14 protein-coding genes are annotated in these 13,893 nt (G+C 64.7%); 1 reads left to right on the top strand and 13 read right to left on the bottom strand.

Features of this window, described 5'->3' with window-relative positions; translation table 11 throughout:
* Window positions 1-11: 11 nt before the first annotated feature.
* The gene (locus tag ON04_RS10985; protein ID WP_010541667.1) at window positions 12-677 is read right to left on the bottom strand and encodes an MBL fold metallo-hydrolase; all 666 of its coding nucleotides are present in this window, start codon (window positions 675-677) and stop codon (window positions 12-14) included.
* A 211-nt stretch (window positions 678-888) separates the two neighbouring features.
* Between ON04_RS10985 and ON04_RS10980 the strand changes: the two genes are divergently transcribed.
* Window positions 889-1,806, top strand: a complete 918-nt coding sequence (locus ON04_RS10980; RefSeq protein WP_010541666.1) for a peptidylprolyl isomerase — start codon at window positions 889-891, stop codon at window positions 1,804-1,806.
* 24 nt (window positions 1,807-1,830) lie between these two features.
* Here the strand turns inward: ON04_RS10980 and ON04_RS10975 are convergent, their stop codons facing one another.
* The 12 genes from ON04_RS10975 to pdxS form a co-directional block, all read right to left on the bottom strand.
* Window positions 1,831-4,194 carry a RelA/SpoT family protein gene (locus ON04_RS10975; RefSeq protein ID WP_029458270.1) on the bottom strand — a complete coding sequence of 788 codons (2,364 nt, stop codon included), beginning with the start codon at window positions 4,192-4,194 and terminating at the stop codon, window positions 1,831-1,833.
* Window positions 4,195-4,240: 46 nt separating this feature from the next.
* Window positions 4,241-4,798, bottom strand: a complete 558-nt coding sequence (locus tag ON04_RS10970) for an adenine phosphoribosyltransferase (RefSeq protein WP_010541664.1) — start codon at window positions 4,796-4,798, stop codon at window positions 4,241-4,243.
* Window positions 4,795-5,856 (bottom strand): protein translocase subunit SecF, encoded by a 1,062-nt coding sequence (secF, locus tag ON04_RS10965; RefSeq protein WP_010541663.1) that lies wholly within the window; start codon window positions 5,854-5,856, stop codon window positions 4,795-4,797. The genes ON04_RS10970 and secF overlap by 4 nt, the downstream gene beginning before the upstream one ends.
* Window positions 5,853-7,481, bottom strand: a complete 1,629-nt coding sequence (secD, locus tag ON04_RS10960) for a protein translocase subunit SecD (protein WP_010541662.1) — start codon at window positions 7,479-7,481, stop codon at window positions 5,853-5,855. The genes secF and secD overlap by 4 nt, the downstream gene beginning before the upstream one ends.
* A 144-nt stretch (window positions 7,482-7,625) precedes the next feature.
* On the bottom strand, window positions 7,626-7,934 hold the full coding sequence (gene yajC, locus ON04_RS10955; protein WP_010541661.1) for a preprotein translocase subunit YajC: 309 nt from the start codon (window positions 7,932-7,934) through the stop codon (window positions 7,626-7,628).
* A gap of 91 nt (window positions 7,935-8,025) precedes the next feature.
* Window positions 8,026-9,114: a Holliday junction branch migration DNA helicase RuvB gene (gene ruvB, locus ON04_RS10950; RefSeq protein ID WP_010541660.1), complete on the bottom strand. Its 1,089-nt coding sequence runs from the start codon at window positions 9,112-9,114 to the stop codon at window positions 8,026-8,028.
* Window positions 9,114-9,713, bottom strand: coding sequence for a Holliday junction branch migration protein RuvA (ruvA, locus tag ON04_RS10945; RefSeq protein ID WP_010541659.1), 600 nt, complete (start codon window positions 9,711-9,713; stop codon window positions 9,114-9,116). Before ruvA ends, ruvB begins: the two co-directional genes overlap by 1 nt.
* The gene (locus tag ON04_RS10940) at window positions 9,710-10,366 is read right to left on the bottom strand and encodes a crossover junction endodeoxyribonuclease RuvC (RefSeq protein WP_141564744.1); all 657 of its coding nucleotides are present in this window, start codon (window positions 10,364-10,366) and stop codon (window positions 9,710-9,712) included. The genes ruvA and ON04_RS10940 overlap by 4 nt, the downstream gene beginning before the upstream one ends.
* Window positions 10,367-10,426: 60 nt before the next feature.
* Window positions 10,427-11,179, bottom strand: a complete 753-nt coding sequence (locus ON04_RS10935) for a YebC/PmpR family DNA-binding transcriptional regulator (protein ID WP_010541657.1) — start codon at window positions 11,177-11,179, stop codon at window positions 10,427-10,429.
* A gap of 82 nt (window positions 11,180-11,261) precedes the next feature.
* Complete coding sequence (gene pdxT, locus ON04_RS10930) at window positions 11,262-11,876, bottom strand: pyridoxal 5'-phosphate synthase glutaminase subunit PdxT (protein WP_010541656.1); 615 nt, start codon at window positions 11,874-11,876, stop codon at window positions 11,262-11,264.
* The gene (locus ON04_RS10925) at window positions 11,873-12,745 is read right to left on the bottom strand and encodes an acyl-CoA thioesterase (protein ID WP_010541655.1); all 873 of its coding nucleotides are present in this window, start codon (window positions 12,743-12,745) and stop codon (window positions 11,873-11,875) included. The genes pdxT and ON04_RS10925 overlap by 4 nt, the downstream gene beginning before the upstream one ends.
* 186 nt (window positions 12,746-12,931) lie before the next feature.
* Window positions 12,932-13,837 carry a pyridoxal 5'-phosphate synthase lyase subunit PdxS gene (gene pdxS / locus ON04_RS10920; protein ID WP_010541654.1) on the bottom strand — a complete coding sequence of 302 codons (906 nt, stop codon included), beginning with the start codon at window positions 13,835-13,837 and terminating at the stop codon, window positions 12,932-12,934.
* Window positions 13,838-13,893 lie beyond the last annotated feature (56 nt).

The raw sequence follows: 13,893 nt of genomic DNA, 5'->3' as shown, positions 1-13,893 counted from the left end.
GCGGGGGCGGGTCAGAGATCGCGCAGGAACGGGTTAGACCTGCGTTCCCGACCGATCGTGGTGGACGGGCCGTGGCCGGGGAGCACCACCGCGTCGTCGTCTAGCGCCAGAAACTTCTGGGAGATCGACTGCATCAACACCTCGGTGTCCCCCGCTGGTAGGTCAGTGCGTCCCACGCCGTCCTGAAACAGGACGTCGCCACCCAGAACGACCACCCGCGGCCCTTGCTCGGTAGGGACCGTGATCCGGAACGACACCGAGCCCGGGCTGTGGCCGGGGACGTGGTCCACATCGAAGGTCATCGAACCGAACGTCAATGAGTCACCGTCGAACACCTCGATCACTTCAGCGGGTTCAGTGAAAGTCACGTCTTTGAGCATCGCCGACAGATCGAGCGACAAACCCTTCCCGGGGTCCGACAACATGACGCGATCCTCCGGATGTATATAGGCGGCCACCCGATAGTGATCAGCGACCTGCTGGGCATTCCAGATGTGGTCCAGGTGGCCGTGCGTGAGCAGGACCGCGCGGGGCCGCAGTCCGGTCTCGGAGATCTGCTGCCGGACTTGCTCCTCTGCGTCCTGGCCCGGATCAACGATCACGCAGTCCCCCGCGTCGTCGGACACGATGTAGCAGTTGGTCTGTAACATCCCGGCCGGAAAACCGACGATCTGCATGTCACGCACTCCTCTTCTTCATGCATCCACCACGTTTGTCGCGGACTGTCGAGCGAACGACCCCCGGCACCGGAGTGGTGTACGGCGATCTCAGCCCGACCTGGTAGACAAGGACTCCGGGCTGGACCGCTTTGGGTCTCCGACCGAGGGGGCTCGCCCCCTGTGGATCCAGCCGACCGTTCCAGCCTAGTCCAGGTACCCAGGAGGGTCAGTGTCCACCAACCAGGAACGCCGAGCAGAGGCGCGTCAGCGTCTGCGCGAGCAGATGGAGGCCCAGGCCCGACGCGAGAAGCAGCTGAAGATCGGCGCGGCCTCTGTGGTTGTGGTGGTTCTGCTGGGCATCGTCGGAGTGGTGGTCTGGAAGAAGGCCGAAGAGGCCCGCGCCGAGCAGTACGCGGCCGACTGGATCTCCTGCGAGTACGCCCCTGACGAGGCTGCCAAGCTGGAGAAAGCCGACCCGGCGGAGGCCGAAGGCAAGGGCGCGGAAGCAGAGGAGCAGGTAGCCCGCCAGAACGAGTTGGTGGACCAGTTAGACGAGCTCGGGAGAAGCGAAGAGCCGCCGACCGGAGACCAGCCGCGCAGAGGTACCGCCGAGGTCAACATCACCACCAGCGCAGGTGATATCCCGCTGACGGTTGACCGTGCGAATGCACCCTGCAACGTCGCGAGCTTCGTTCACCTGACCGAGCGCGACTTCTACAACGACACCCAGTGCCACCGCCTGTCCGAGGACGAGGGCATCTCCGTGCTGCAGTGCGGAGATCCGACTCGCACGGGTTTCGGCAGTGCTGGCTACACCGTTCAGGACGAGCCGCCCACCGACCTCGCCCTGGCTGACGACCAGTCCGGAATGTCTGTCTATCCCCGCGGAACCGTGGCGGCGCCAAAGTTCCAGGCACCGGACTCCGGAGGTAGCCAGTTCTTCCTCACCTTTGGAGACACGATGCTGCCCCCCAATTTCGCGGTACTCGGAACCATTGACGAATCGGGGCTCGAAGTGCTGGACAAGATTGCTAAGGCTGGAGTGAAGAGCGACGACCAGACAGATCCTGACTTCGACGTGCCCGTCAAGCCTGTCGCGATCAAGCGCATGACCGTTGACGACCAAGCCGGACTTCCCGAGGCCTGACATCCCCTCGGCCGTTGGCGTCCCCTAGTTTGACGTCACCCGGTTGACGTCAAAGACCCCTTCGACGCGACGGACCGTGGACAGGACGTGCCCCAGATGTTTAGGGTCGGCCATCTCGAACGTGAACCGGGAGATTGCCACCCTGTCATCGCCTCCAGTCTGCACGGACGCGGAAAGGATATTGACCTTCTCGTCCGCCAGGACCTTGGTCACGTCCGACAGAAGACGATGACGGTCGAGAGCCTCGACCTGGATTGCCACCAGGAAGACCGCCCCAGGCTGCGGCGCCCATTCCACCTTGACCAGCCTCTCGGGCTCCCGGTGCAAGTTCGAGGCATTTGTGCAATCCGTGCGGTGCACGCTTACAGTGCCACCCCGGGTGATGAATCCTAGGACCTCGTCACCGGGGACAGGCGTACAACACCGGGCGAGCTTCGCGTGAACGTCCTCCACTCCGCCCACGAGGACGCCGGCCCCCGACGGAGCCGACCGGTGCGGGGCGATGGTCTTGTCGCGGGAGCGATCGGCCAGTTCCTCGGTGACCTCGTCGACGCCACCGTGTGCGGCGACGAGCCGGCCGACGATGTGCTTGGCGGAGACATGGTTCTCACCGATAGCCGTATACAGGCCAGTCACGTCGGTGAAACCGAGTTCACGGGCGATGCCGGCGATCGACTCGTTGGAGAAGACCCGGTGGACGGGAACACCGCCTCGTCGGACCTCCCGTGTGATGAGGTCTTTGCCGCGCTCCAGAGCTTCTTCGCGACGTTCCTTGGCGAACCACTGCCGGATAGAACTCTTGGCCCGACCGGAGACCACGAACTTCTGCCAGTCGAGGCTCGGGCCGGCGTTAGGATCCTTGGAGGTGAAGACCTCGACGACCTCGCCGTTTTCCAGCGGACGCTCGAGCGCCACCAACTTCCCGTTGACTCGGGCGCCGATGCACCGGTGACCCACCTCGGTGTGGACCGCATAGGCGAAGTCCACAGGTGTAGCGCCCACAGGAAGGTTGACCACGTCGCCCTTCGGCGTAAAGACGAAGATCTCCTTGCTGGTCATCTCGAAACGCAACGAGTCGAGGAATTCCCCGGGGTCGGCCGCCTCACGCTGCCAGCTCAGCAGCTGACGCATCCACGCCATCTCGTCGACTTCACTTGGGTCGCCGTGGTGCTTACCGCGGGTCTCCTTGTACCGCCAGTGAGCCGCGATGCCGTACTCAGCATTGCGGTGCATCTCGTGGGTACGGATCTGGATCTCGAGGGGTTTGCCGTCCGGACCGATCACGGTGGTGTGAAGCGAGCGATAGACACCGAACCGAGGTTGTGCGATGTAATCCTTGAAACGACCGGGCATGGGCTTCCAGGTGGAGTGCACCACGCCGATCGCGGCATAGCAGTCGCGCACGTCCTCGCAGAGGACCCGGATGCCCACGAGGTCGTGGATCTCGTCGAACTCGCGACCCCGCACGATCATCTTCTGATAAATGGACCAGTAGTGCTTAGGCCGGCCTTCAACGCGGGCCTGAATATTCGCCTTTTCCAGCTCGGACGTAACACGGCTGGTGACGGTCGCGAGGTAGACGTCGCGACTCGGCGCTCTGTCGGCGACCAGCCTGACGATCTCCTGATACTTTTTGGGCTCCAGTATCGCGAACGCCAGGTCTTCGAGTTCCCACTTGATGGTGGCCATGCCGAGGCGGTGCGCGAGGGGTGCGATCACCTCGAGGGTCTCCCGGGCCTTTTTCACCTGCTTTTCTGGCGGAAGAAAACGCATGGTGCGCATGTTGTGCAAGCGGTCGCCGACTTTGATGACCAGTACGCGCGGGTCATGCGCCATCGCGATGATCATCTTTCGGATGGTCTCCGCCTCGGCGGCCTCACCGAACTCGACCTTGTCGAGTTTGGTCACGCCGTCCACCAGGTGCGCGACCTCACCCCCGAAATCCCCGGAGAGGGCTTCCAGCGAGTAGTCAGTGTCCTCCACTGTGTCGTGCAGCAGCGCGGCCACCAGCGTGGTGGTGTCCATTCCCATCTCTGCACAAATCGTGGCCACGGCGAGGGGGTGCGTGATATATGGGTCGCCCGACTTGCGGTACACGCCGTCATGCTGCCTCTCGGCGAGCGCGTAGGCGCGGGCGAGAAGCCCGACGTCGGCTTTGGCGTGGTGCATCCGGTGTACGCGGACCAGCGGTTCAAGAACCGCTGGAGTCGATGTGACAGTGAGGCCGGACGTGAGGCGTCGCGCCCAGCGCGCACGTACCCGACGACCGGCTGACGGCCGGGCACCCGGGATCACGGGGAGAGGCTGGGTTGTGGATTCGGACTGGGCCTTCTGCCCGGGCGGTACATCGCGCCCGTCCGCACCGGGCGGATCCTGTTGTTGCGTCATCTCAGGCTTGTCCCTCCGGTACCGGGCCGTCGTTAACGGCCGGGGGTCACGCGACCGTGAGACAGGTCAGCGGCGTGCCGGCCAGTCTATCCCGACCTCCGAGACCGGGAACTTCCAGAACGACCGACAGCCCCGCGACGATCGCACCGCAGTCGTCGAGGAGTCCCACTGCTGCACCGAGTGTGCCGCCGGTGGCGAGCACGTCGTCGACCACGAGGACACGCTTGCCTCTTAGGTCGAGACCGTCGGCCGGCAGTTCCAACGTAGCGGCGCCGTACTCGAGCTCGTAGGAACGGGAGTGCACCGGCGGCGGAAGCTTTCCGGCTTTACGGATGGCCAGAACACCGGTGTGGAGCCGCACGGCCACCGCTCCGGCGAGTAGGAATCCGCGCGCGTCAAGACCGGCGACGTAGTCGATGGTGCCGACCTCGTGTCCTGCAACGAGCCCCTTGATCACGGCGTTGAACCCGTGGGCGTCAGCGAACACGGGGGTGAGGTCACAGAACTGCACACCGGAGGACGGGAAGTCTTCTACGCGGCGCATCAGTTTCTCCACCGCGGAGCTGATGTCTGGGGAGACCTGGGTGAGTGAAGTCTCTGTCACGCGATGGCCTCAGCCTTCTCGCGGCGGGCCAGGACTTTGGCGGTCTGGCGCTTGATCTCAGGGTCCCGTTCCGTGAGGGTCACCAGCAGCGGGGTCGCCAGGAACACAGAAGAAAATGTACCGGTGATGATTCCGACCATCTGGACGATTGCCAGGTCGAGCAGCGTACCCACGCCGAGGATCCATACGGCGATGATCACCAGGGACAGCAGCGGAAGCACGCCGATGACGGTGGTGTGAATCGAACGCATGAGGGTCTCGTTAACACCGAGGTTGGCTTCTTCGGCATAGGTGCTGCGCGCGGTGTGTTTGAGCCCACGCGTATTCTCCTCGACCTTGTCGAACACAACTACGGTGTCGTACAGCGAGAACCCGAGGATGGTGAGGAGACCGATAATAGTTGCGGGTGTGACCTCGAACCCGACGATCGAATAGATGCCGGCGGTGGTCACTACGTCGTACAGCAACGCGATGATTGCGGCGGTCGCCATTCGCCACTCGAACCGGAAAGCGATGTAGCCGAATACCACGACGAGGAACACCACGAGTGCGATCAGCGCCTTCTCCGTGACCTGGCCTCCCCAGCTCTCGCTTCGAGCGGAATCGCCAATTACATCGATGGACGGCACGCCATTGGAATTGACCGGCTGGAACTCCTCGAAGAGGGCGTTCTTTGCCGCTCGTACCTCGTCGCTGTCGAGGAACCTCGTCTCCAACTCGATGACCCGCGCGTCGCCGGCGCCGACCGTCTGGACGGTTTGTGGCTCCTCGCCTAGCGATTCTTCGACCACCATCGCCACGCGGTCTTCATCATGGTTGCCCGCGGGCATGGTCAGTTTGGTGCCGCCCGTGAAGTCGATGCCGAAGCTGAATCCACGAAACAGAATGCTGAACAGGCAGATCGAGACGATCACCAGCGTCAGGACGTAGAGCTTGCGTCGGTTCGGCACGATGTTGAATGCACCGGTGCCGGTGTACAACCGGGTGAAAAGGCTTTCCTTGGACCTCGGAGCAGAGTGGTTACCGCCCTCGGGGGCGGTGGTGGTGGGCGCGTTCATCGTCCCTCCTCTTCATCCTTGGCGGGGCGTTGCGTTGGGGTCTCGGCGAGGGTGGTTGCGCCAGGCCCGCGGATACTCGCGTTCACACCACGTGACGCAGACTTCTCGCTGTCCCTCTCCGCCTCTCGATCCAGGCGACGCTGTTCAGCTGCGGCGGCCTGAAGGTTTTCCATGCGCCCCATGCCGTTGGCCCATGTCTTGGCGAACAGCGGCTTGGTGGAAACCAGGTAGACGAGTGGCCAGGTGACAGTGAACGCGACGAACACGTCCATGACGGTGGACAGTCCGAGCGTGAAAGCGAACCCGCGCACCTCTCCGCTGGCGAGAAGATACAGGACCACAGCGCCGATCAGGCTAACCATGTTGCCGGTGACGATCGTCCGTGACGCGCTCTTCCATGCCCTGGGGACTGCTGATCTGAATCGGTGCCCGTCGCGAAGCTCATCCTTGATGCGTTCAAAGAACACCACGTAAGAATCGGCGGTCATGCCGATACCGATCACCAGACCGGCAATGCCGGCCAGATCCAGACTATAATCGACGGTATAGCCGAGAAAGACGAGCATGACATACGTGAGGAGGAACGACAGCAGCAGCGAGAAGAACGCGAGCACGCCGAGTAGTCGATAGAAGAAGGCGGAGTAGGCCAGGACCAGGAGGAAGCCGATGGCTCCAGCCAGCAGCCCGGCTTCGAGAGAGGCGAGTCCCATGGACGCGGGCACGTTGTCGACGTTGGGGTCCTCGAATGAGATGGGTAGCGCACCATAGCGAAGATTCGCTGCCAGCGACGCCGCCTCGTCGATGTTGAAATCGCCGGTGATGGAGGTTGCCGATCCGACCGGCGTGACGCCTTGGACCACGGGCGCGCTGATGACCGAGCCGTCCAGCAGGATCGCGATCTGGCGTTGCAGGTTCTCCTGGGTCAGCTGAGACCAGGTGGCACTTCCCTGCTGGCCGGGACCGGCCGAGAACCGGAAGGAGACCTCGTTCTTCCCGGCCTGCTGGCTGAATCCGTGGCTCACGGAATCCTTGACGATCTGCTGTCCGTCCAGGCGCTGACCGTCCTCTGGCTCGCCTATCAACAGCGGCACGGGGCCGAGGATGTACTTCGCACCGTCACCACAGGCGATAAGCGCCTCAGCGGGATCGTCGAACCCCGCGAGGACGTCACGTTCAGGGCAACGGAAGGTGGAGAACGCCTCGGCGAGTTCCTGTGGATCCCCCTGGCGGGTCTGGCGCGCCTCCTCCACCTCCTTGGCGACGGCTTCGCGGTCGCCCTTTGCCGCGGGTACCGGCTCGAGGTCGCCTTCGGCAACGGGTTGCACCTGAAGGACGGGGCGGATCGTCAACTGCGACGTGGTGCCGAGGTCCCGGGCCTGGCTGGAGTCCTCACCGGGCACTGTCAGTACGAGATTGCTACCTTCGATCACCACTGATGTGCCGGCCACTCCCAGCCCGTCCACGCGGTCGCGGATGATCTCCTGTGCCAGTCGTAGATCGGACTGGTCAGGCTGTCCCTTGGGGATCAGCGTGACGCGGGTGCCGCCCTGTAGGTCAATCCCCAGCTTGGGCGTCAGTCCCTTGTCGCTTACCGCGAACGCCCCCAAGAAGAGGACAAAAAGCACGAGCAGAAATATGGACAAAAGCGCCCAGGGTCTGGGTCGGGCGTCGCCGCCCCGAGAACGTACTGGTGACACAGGGGGATCTCTCTCGGTCTCGGCTGAGGCCTCCGGCTGGACGGCCCCATCACACTACTCGCAGGTAGCCGTCTATCGGGAACCCGACGCGTCCGCCTCGGAGATGCCGCCGCCTTCCGGGTTGTCGATGACCTTCTCACGGATGACACGACGATCCCACTCTGTATTCACGCCCGGGGCGATCTCGAGCATCAGTGTCTCGTCGCCGATCGTCGCGATGGTGGCTCGTAGACCTGATGTGGTCAGCACCCGGTCGCCGACGGTAAGTGAGTCCTGCATCTCGCGGAGGGCCTTGACGGCCTTTCGCTGCTTCGAACTCTGCATGAACATCAGGACCACAAGTCCGATGATCATCAGCGGCAGCAGCAGTTCCAGTCCCATGCGAGTCCTCCTGAGATGGCCCGCTTGTCTGAGGGCCGGTATTCGGATCCGTCTGACGGATCGGTCAGGTCCGAGGATGCCAGTCCCCTGCTCATCCCCGTGCGCCGGGTCCTCGATCCACTCCCAGCGACAGCGTGGGGCTGATTGAGGAGTCTCCGGGTCGGGTGAGCCCGAGGTGGTCCCACGCCGCCGAGGTCGCGACACGCCCCCTGGGGGTGCGTGCGAGTAGTCCGGCACGCACGAGGAACGGCTCACAGACCTCCTCAAGCGTTGTGGATTCCTCGCCCACGGCTACCGCGAGAGTGCTCAACCCAACGGGTCCGCCCTCATGTTGGATGAGCAGGGCCCTGAGCACTGCACGGTCGAGCCGGTCCAAGCCCAGTTGGTCGACCTCGTAGACCTCGAGGGCGGCGCGGGCGACGGGAACGGTGATATGTCCGTCCGCGCGAACCTCCGCGTAGTCGCGCACTCTTCTGAGTAGGCGGTTGGCGATTCTCGGTGTGCCCCGCGAGCGACCCGCGATCTCGATCGCGGCCTGCGGTTCCACGGGGATCGCGAGAATATCGGCCGCGCGGGAGACGATCCGTGCGAGATCGGTGTCGGAGTAGAAGTCCATGTGGGCGGTGAACCCGAACCTGTCCCGGAGTGGGCCGGTGAGGGCCCCGGAACGGGTCGTGGCGCCGACGAGGGTGAAGGGGGCAATCTCGAGCGGTATCGACGTGGCGCCGGGACCCTTGCCCACCATGATGTCGATGCGGAAGTCCTCCATCGCGAGGTAGAGCATCTCTTCTGCCGGACGAGCGATGCGGTGGATCTCGTCGATGAAGAGCACGTCGCCCTCGATGAGATTGGACAGCATCGCGGCCAGATCCCCCGGCCGTTCGAGCGCCGGACCGGAGGTGATCCGAAGAGATCCGCCGAGTTCGGCGGCCACGATCATCGCCAAACTTGTCTTGCCCAGTCCGGGCGGTCCCGAGAAAAGTAGATGGTCAGGTACGACGCCGCGTCTCGTTGCGGCGGTGAGGACCAGGTCGAGTTGCTCGCGGACGGTCTCCTGCCCGATGAACTCCCCCAGGTTGCGGGGTCGCAGAGCTCCCTCCACGTCCGTGTCGAACGGGGTGATCGTGGCGGAGAGTTCCGAGTCCGTGCCTTCGTCCGCTTCCTCGAACGGGCCTGTCATCAACGCCTACCGAGCGACTTGAGTGCCAGACGGAGCGCTTCCGCGGGTCCGATATCCGGATCGGACGCGAGGACAGCAGTGGCGGTTTTTTCTGCCTCCACCGCGGAGAAACCCAGACCTTCGAGGGCTTCGGTGACCTCCGTTGCTGCCGGCGTCGTCGCCGGTCCCGCGGCGGGGTCGACCCCGGTATCGCCCGGTATTGCGCCCACCTTGTCTTTGAGTTCGAGCACCATTCGTTCCGCGGTGCGTTTGCCGACGCCGGGTACGCGGGTAAGCGCCTTGACGTCGCCGCCACCTAGGGCTCGGACCAGCTCATGCGGCTCGAGCGTCGCGAGGATTGCCAGGGCGAGGCGCGGGCCCACCCCGGAGACCGTCTGGACGGAGAGGAAGAGCTGACGCGCGTGGACGGAGTCGAACCCATAGAGCGTCAGCGAATCCTCACGGACCACTAGTTCGGTGTGGAGCATGCCCTCGGTTCCGCGCCGCAGCCCCGCGAGCGCGGCCGGCGTGGCGTGGACCAGCACCCCGATCCCACCGGTCTCCATCACACACCGGTCCAGACCGACCTCGGCTACCGTTCCCCGAATCGAAGCGATCACCAGCGCACTCCTTTCGTTCGACCCATCGCACGGGCTGCGGCCCGTGCGCGTTCTTGATCTGCTGAGCCCGCACCCCGAGTGCGGTTCGCGGCCGCGGAGACACGCGCCGAGGCGACTTTGGCCTCAAACCCTGCGCGGGAGTTCGCCACCTGGGCGTCATGCGTGGCAACGCGGCCCTGCATGGGTGCCCGCCAGCTGTGACAGACGGCCAGTGCGAGCGCATCGGCGGCATCTGCCGGACTCGGGGGTTTCTGTAAACCGAGGATCCGGGTGATCATCAGCGTCATTTGCTTCTTGTCCGCACGCCCACTGCCGGTGATCGCGGCTTTTACCTCCGACGGGGTGTGGAAGGCTACCGGAATGTTGCGATAGGCCGCGGCGAGCGCGACCACTCCAGCAGCCTGGGCCGTGCCCATCGCCGTCGACACCTGGTTCTGCGCGAACACCCGCTCAATGGCAACGACGTCCGGAGCGTGGATTTCCATCCACTCATCAGCGATCGCGTGGACCGCTCGCAATCGTCGTTCGAGCGGCTCCTCGGCAGTCGTGCGGACCACATCGACGTCCAGCGCGACAACGGACCGACCCGGTGCGGTCTCGATTAACGCGAGCCCGCACCGTGTCAGCCCCGGGTCCACACCCATGACGCGCACAGTCACCTCCGTGGACCACTGGTAGAACCTACGTTCGAGACCATACCAGGCGATCTGTAGTCAGTCGTTCAGCGCTGCCATCACGTCGTCCGGCACGTCAACGTTCGAGTAGATGTTCTGCACATCATCCGAGTCTTCGAGTGCATCGATTAGACTGAAAACCTTGCTCGCCCCGTCGGCGTCGACCGTCACTTCGACCGATGCGCGGAACCCGGACTCCGCTGACTCGTAGTCGATCCCCGCCTCTTGGAGCGCGGTGCGCACGTCCACCAGATCGGTGGGTTCGCAGACCACCTCGAACTGGTCGCCCAGGTCGTTGACCTCCTCAGCGCCCGCCTCGAGTACCGCCATGAGCACGTCGTCCTCGGCGAGCTCGCCCTTGTCCAGGACGATTTCGCCCTTGCGCGTGAACATGTAGGCCACCGAACCGGGATCGGCGAGGTTCCCGCCGTTGCGGGTCATGGCGGTCCGGACCTCACTGGCGGCGCGGTTGCGGTTGTCCGTCAGACATTCGATGAGCAACGCCACGCCGTTGGGGCCGTAGCCCTCATACATGATGGTCTCCCACTCTGCGCCGCCTGCCTCTTCGCCGGCGCCGCGCTTGCGGGCACGCTCGACATTGTCTGCGGGTACCGAGTTCTTCTTCGCCTTCTGAATGGCGTCGAAGAGCGTGGGGTTACCCGCCGGGTCGCCCCCGCCCGTGCGAGCCGCGACCTCGATGTTCTTGACCAGCTTGGCGAACAGCTTGCTCCGCTTGGCATCGATCGCGGCCTTTTTGTGCTTGGTGGTGGCCCACTTGGAATGGCCTGCCATGTGATGTTCCGCCCTCCGGGGGTGTCAGACCGGACTCCGCACTGTGCGTGCATCCGGTGCGATGTCTAGCTGACCGTGCAGTCTACGAGGTCGCGGCGCTGACCATGTCGACGAAGTACCGGTGAACCCGGATGTCGTCGGTGACCTCAGGGTGAAAAGAGGTCGCCAGCGCGTTGCCCTGGCGTACCGCTACCACGTGGTCGTGGCCGTCGGAAGCGCGTACCGAGGCCAATATCTCGACGTCAGGACCGACCGCCTCGACCCACGGCGCGCGGATGAACACTGTGCGCAGTGGCTCGGGCCCGAGAGCGTCGACGATCAGGTCGGCCTCAAACGAATCGACCTGTCGCCCGAAGGCGTTCCGCCGCACCGTCATGTCGATCGCGGAGAACCACGAGGCGTCGGCCCGCGTGTCCAGGACGACAGCGGCCAGCAGGATCATCCCCGCGCACGATCCATACACGGGCATCCCGGAGGCGATCCGCTCGGCCAGCGGCTCGTACATCTCGTACACGTCGAGCAGTCGGCTCATTGTGGTGGACTCCCCGCCCGGCAGGACGAGCCCGTCCACCTCCGCCAGTTCGGCGCGGCGTCGAACGGTCACCGCTCGTGCACCGGCCTCCTCGAGGTGTCGGAGGTGTTCGGCCACGTCGCCTTGCAGCGCGAGAACGCCGATGACCGGTGCCTCGGAACTCACTTCTTCTCCGGCTCGTCACCGGTGCGCACCGGGAAAGACTGAGCACCCGGTCGCAGACGGCGGGAGAGACCCTCCTGCGTGACGGCCGCGACGAGTCGGCCGGAGCGGTCGAAGATGCGGCCCTGGGTGAGGGTCCTCCCTCCGGACGCGGATGGCGACGTCTGGTCGTACAGCAGCCAGTCGTCCGCCCGGAAGGGTCGCATGAACCACATGGCGTGGTCGAGCGAGGCGTCCTGCGTGGGCTCGTCCGGGTGCGGGATCTTGGCGGAGCCCAGCAGGGTCATGTCGGACATGTAGGCGAGCGTGCACACATGGAAGTTGGGGTCGTCGGGCAGCGGGTCGATGCAACGGAACCAGACACGCTGTTGAGCGGCTAGCGCCGACGTGGTTTCGAGGCGATCGCGGGGCACGATCCGGATATCCCACTGGGCCCATTCGTCGACAAATGCCCGGTGGGTCTCGTCGAGGTCCGCATAAGTCGGGACCGCGACCTCCTCCGGGCCGATCACGCGGGGCATCGCGTCCTGGTGTTCGATCCCCTCCTGATCCACCAGGTGGAAGGAAGCAGACATCGAGAATATGGGCTCGCCCTCCTGGATCGCCGTGACCCGGCGGGTGGCGAAGCTGCGCCCGTCCCTGAGTCGGTCGACCTGGAAGACGGTGGGCACATCCGGAATGCCGGGCCGGATAAAGTACCCGTGCAGAGAGTGCACCTGCTTGTCGTCGTCCACCGTGCGGACCGCCGCGGTCAGTGTCTGACCGGCGACCTGGCCCCCGAAGGTGCGCTGCAGGTGGGTGCTGATGGCGGGACCCCGGTAGAGGTCACGGTCCAATCGCTCGATGTCGAGGATTTCCTCGATCTTGGCCATCGTGGGTCACCGTGCCCGTTCGGAGTGTGCGTTCATGGTCAGATCCTAACGTTGCCGTGATGACGGCCCGGCAGATGAGCCAGCCCGGGCCCCACCGCCCCAGCGGAGGGACCCGGGCGGCGTGTCGCTCAGGTCGGGAGTCGGGCAGGCCGTATCAAAGGGTTCAGCCGTCGGCCCCGCCCGGATTCACCAGCCGCGCTCGGCGAGGCGGTGCGGCTCGGGGATGTCGTCGACGTTGATGCCGACCATGGCCTCGCCGAGTCCGCGCGAGATGTTGGCGAGCATCTCCGGATCGTCGTGGAAGGTCGTGGCTTTGACGATGGCCTTGGCCCGTTCAGATGGGTTACCGGACTTGAAGATGCCGGAGCCCACGAAGACGCCCTCGGCGCCTAGCTGCATCATCATCGCAGCGTCGGCGGGGGTCGCGATGCCGCCGGCGGTGAACAGCACCACAGGAAGCTTGCCGGCCCGGGCGACGTCCTTGACCAGGTCGTACGGGGCCTGGAGCTCTTTGGCGGCGACGTACAGCTCGTCCTCGGGCAGGCTCGCCAGAGCGCGGATCTGCTGGCGGATCTGTCGCATGTGGGTGGTGGCGTTGGAGACGTCCCCGGTGCCGGCCTCGCCCTTGGAGCGGATCATGGCCGCACCCTCGGTGATACGACGCAGGGCTTCCCCGAGATTCGTGGCGCCGCAAACGAACGGCACTGTGAACTCGAACTTGTCGATGTGGTTGGTGTAATCGGCCGGGGTGAGCACCTCGGACTCGTCCACGTAGTCCACGCCGAGGGCCTGGAGGATCTGTGCTTCGACGAAGTGACCGATGCGGGCCTTGGCCATCACGGGAATGGAGACGGCCTCGATGATGCCGTCGATGAGATCGGGGTCGCTCATGCGAGCCACGCCGCCCTGGGCGCGGATGTCGGCGGGGACGCGCTCGAGGGCCATCACGGCAACCGCTCCGGCGTCCTCCGCGATCTTCGCCTGCTCGGCGGTGACGACGTCCATGATGACGCCGCCCTTGAGCATCTCGGCCATGCCTCGCTTTACGCGTGCGGTTCCGGTGGTGTTTTCGCTGGACTTCGGCTCGCTCACGAAATAGGCCTTCCCTGGCTCAGACGACGTGTAACAGGGTTCTATTGTAGGTGTCC

The organism is Dietzia alimentaria 72 (assembly GCF_000226215.1).
GTDB classification, from domain to species: domain Bacteria; phylum Actinomycetota; class Actinomycetes; order Mycobacteriales; family Mycobacteriaceae; genus Dietzia; species Dietzia alimentaria.
This window is presented reverse-complemented; position numbering and strand designations above follow the sequence as displayed.